This window comes from Nitratidesulfovibrio liaohensis, assembly GCF_011682075.1.
Classification (GTDB): Bacteria; Desulfobacterota; Desulfovibrionia; order Desulfovibrionales; family Desulfovibrionaceae; genus Cupidesulfovibrio; species Cupidesulfovibrio liaohensis.
This window is the reverse complement of record NZ_VSMK01000356.1, coordinates 1-2,915: the sequence shown is the minus strand read 5'-3', so window position 1 is coordinate 2,915 and position 2,915 is coordinate 1. Positions and strand designations below refer to the sequence as shown.

Annotated in this window: 2 protein-coding genes; one reads left to right on the top strand and one right to left on the bottom strand. The window is 69.0% G+C overall.

Annotated elements, in window-relative coordinates:
• Positions 1-1,226: sigma-54 interaction domain-containing protein (locus FVW27_RS12190; protein ID WP_167125502.1), on the bottom strand; the 1,226-nt coding region annotated here is incomplete at its 3' end.
• A 520-nt stretch (positions 1,227-1,746) separates the two neighbouring features.
• On the opposite strand from FVW27_RS12190, the gene FVW27_RS12185 reads away from it, so the two are divergent.
• On the top strand, positions 1,747-2,915 hold a 1,169-nt coding region (locus FVW27_RS12185), incomplete at its 3' end, for a 4Fe-4S dicluster domain-containing protein (RefSeq protein ID WP_424991872.1).

Genomic DNA, 2,915 nt, shown 5'->3' with positions numbered 1-2,915 from the left:
CCGACCATCCCGCCCGGTCCTGTGCATTCCGGGTGCCAGCCCGCCCCGGCGATGTGCTGCGGCAGGTGTTCCACGCCCAGCCGCCCGCCTTCGGCGATGACGCAGGCATATTCCAGCGCGCTGCGCAGTTCGCGCACGTTGCCGGGCCAGCCGTAGGCCGTGAGCAGGCGCAGGGCCTCCGGCGTCAGGCCGGTCACGTCGCGCCCGTCTCGCTCGCGGATGCCCTTCAGGAAATGGGCGGCCAGCAGGGGAATGTCCTCTCGCCGGTCGGCCAGCGGCGGCAGGTGGATGGGGATGACGTTGATGCGGAACAGCAGGTCCTCTCGGAACCTGCCCGCCCGCACCAACCGCCCCAGGTCGCGGTTGGTGGCGGCAATGATGCGCACGTCCACCTCGCGCGAGGCGTTGTCGCCCACCCGCTCGATGCGCTTGGTCTCCAGCACGCGCAGCAGCTTTACCTGGATGGGCAGGGGGATGTCGCCGATCTCGTCCAGAAAGATGTCGCCGCCGTGGGCCGCCTCGAACCGGCCCTGCCGGTCGCGGATGGCCCCGGTGAACGCCCCGCGCACATGGCCGAACAACTCGCTTTCCAGCAGCGCCTCGTTCAGGGCCGCGCAGTTGAGCTGCACGTAGGCCCCGTTCTTGCGGCGACCCAGTTCATGGATGGCCCGCGCCGCCAGTTCCTTGCCCGTGCCCGACGGCCCCAGCACCAGCACCGGGGCGTCGCTTTCCGCCGCCCGCTCGATGATCTTGAACACCCGCTGCATGGCCGCCGAGTTGCCCACCATGCCCGCGAACCCCTCGTCCGAACCCAGCAGGCGCGAAAGTTCCTCGATGCGGCGGTCCTTTTCCACCACGGCGGAAATATCGGTGATGGTTTCCACCGCCGCGATGACCCGGCCATCCTCCTTCAGCACCTTGGCGTTCTTGAGCACGGTGATGGCCGTACCGTCGCGCCGCACCAGGGTGCAGCGCTTGCGGTGCTCGTCCTTGCGGTCGAACAGGCGGCACCAGTGCCCGCCGCCCAGCGACCGGGAACGCACGCAGGCGTCGCAGTTGAGGATGGCGCAGGTCTGGCCCACCAACTCGCCCGCCTCGTAGCCGGTCAGCCGCTCCAGGGCCGGGTTGGCCATCAGGATGCGCCCGTCCGGCCCCACCAGGAAAAAGCCGTCGTTGATGGTGTTGATGACCTCGCGCAGGAAGCGGCCTGATTCAAGGGCGTCCATGGGCGTTCTCCTTCGGGTGGCGGGGGCCGGGTTGCCGGGGACGGGGGGACGGCGAAATGGCGAAACTGGGCGACGTCGGGATGCCGGAGCGGTACCGGGTGCGCTGCCGTACCATCAGGCGCGCCCATCACCGTGCAGATTCGGGGCCGTTGCGCGCCTGCCGGAAAAACCGCGGGCCGGGCACGCTGTGGGCCGGGTGGACGGCACCCGGAGTGCCTGCGCCATCGCAGCATGACCAGCCTGAATCATGAAGGAATCCTGCCGGACTCAGTTCCCGCGCGCCCTGCCCGCCCCCTGCTGGCGAAATCTCGCGCCGGGGGCTTCTGCACGGGCATCGCCACGGCACGTCACCCCCCACTGGTGATTGCTGCATCATGTGATCAATTTTTCATCACACGATGCAGCATATGCCGAAAATTCACCACTGCGCAAGCAGGCTATTGCTCCTGCTCATATTCATAAAAGACGAGTCACATCGTCATGTTAGCATTTCCGTTCCGGTGGGCACGCTTCCTGCTCCATGGAGGTACGGATGCGCGCCTGCGCGCCCCCCATTCATCAGCACACGGGCACCGGAATGACCTCACGCACCATTGACACAGCGTCCCCCCGCCGCCTTTCGCGGCGCGGTTTCCTCAAGGGCCTTGCGGGCACCGGGCTCGCCGGGTCCGCCTCCCTCGCAACCGGCATGTTCCCCTCCACGGCGGCGGGCACGAACGCGGGTGGCAGCGCGCCCGTGCCCGCCGGACGGGGAGCAGCCGGAAACGACGGCCCTTTCGCCACGCTCATCGACATTTCAGCCTGCGTGGGCTGCGGGGCCTGCGTGCAGGCCTGCCATGACCGCAACGCGGCCCGGTATCCGGAACCCAAAAAGCCCTTTCCGCCCATGTTCCCGGCCTCGGTAAAGGCCGAGGACTGGTCCGCCCGGCGCGACACGGAAGACCGCCTGACGCCCTACAACTGGCTGTACATCCAGAACGTGACAGTGCAGCACGGTGGGCAGCACGGTGGGCAGCACGGTGGGCAGCACGGCGGGCAGCAGGTGGAACTGAACATCCCCCGCCGCTGCCTGCACTGCGACAATCCGCCCTGCGCCAACCTGTGCCCGTGGGGCGCGGCCCGGCGCGAGGCCAGCGGCACCGTGTCCATCGACACGGACATCTGCCTGGGCGGGGCCAAGTGCCGCACGGTGTGCCCGTGGCAGATTCCCCAGCGCCAGACCGGCGTTGGCCTGTACCTGGACCTGCTGCCCCGCTACGCGGGCAACGGCGTGATGTACAAGTGCGACCGCTGCGCCGACGTGGTGGCGCACGGCGGCGTGCCTGCCTGCATCGAAGCCTGCCCCAACGCGGTGCAGTCCATCGGCCCGCGCGATGCCATCATCGCCGAGGCCCGCCGTCTGGCTGCCGAGCGCGGCTGGCATCTGTACGGGCTGGACGAAAACGGCGGCACCTCGACCATCTATCTTTCGCCCGTGCCCTTCGCGGCAATTCAGGCGGCGCTGGATGCCGCGACAAAGGCTGCGGCGAACGTTTCCGGGCCGAGTGCCGCACAGGACGCCGCGCAGGACGCCGGAAATCCGGTACAGGCTTCCGCCACGCTGGGTCCCGGCAGGCCGCACTTCCGCGCCGTGGCCGACGCCATGCGGGGCGAAACCATGCTGGCCGCCGCGCTGGTCACTGCGCCGCT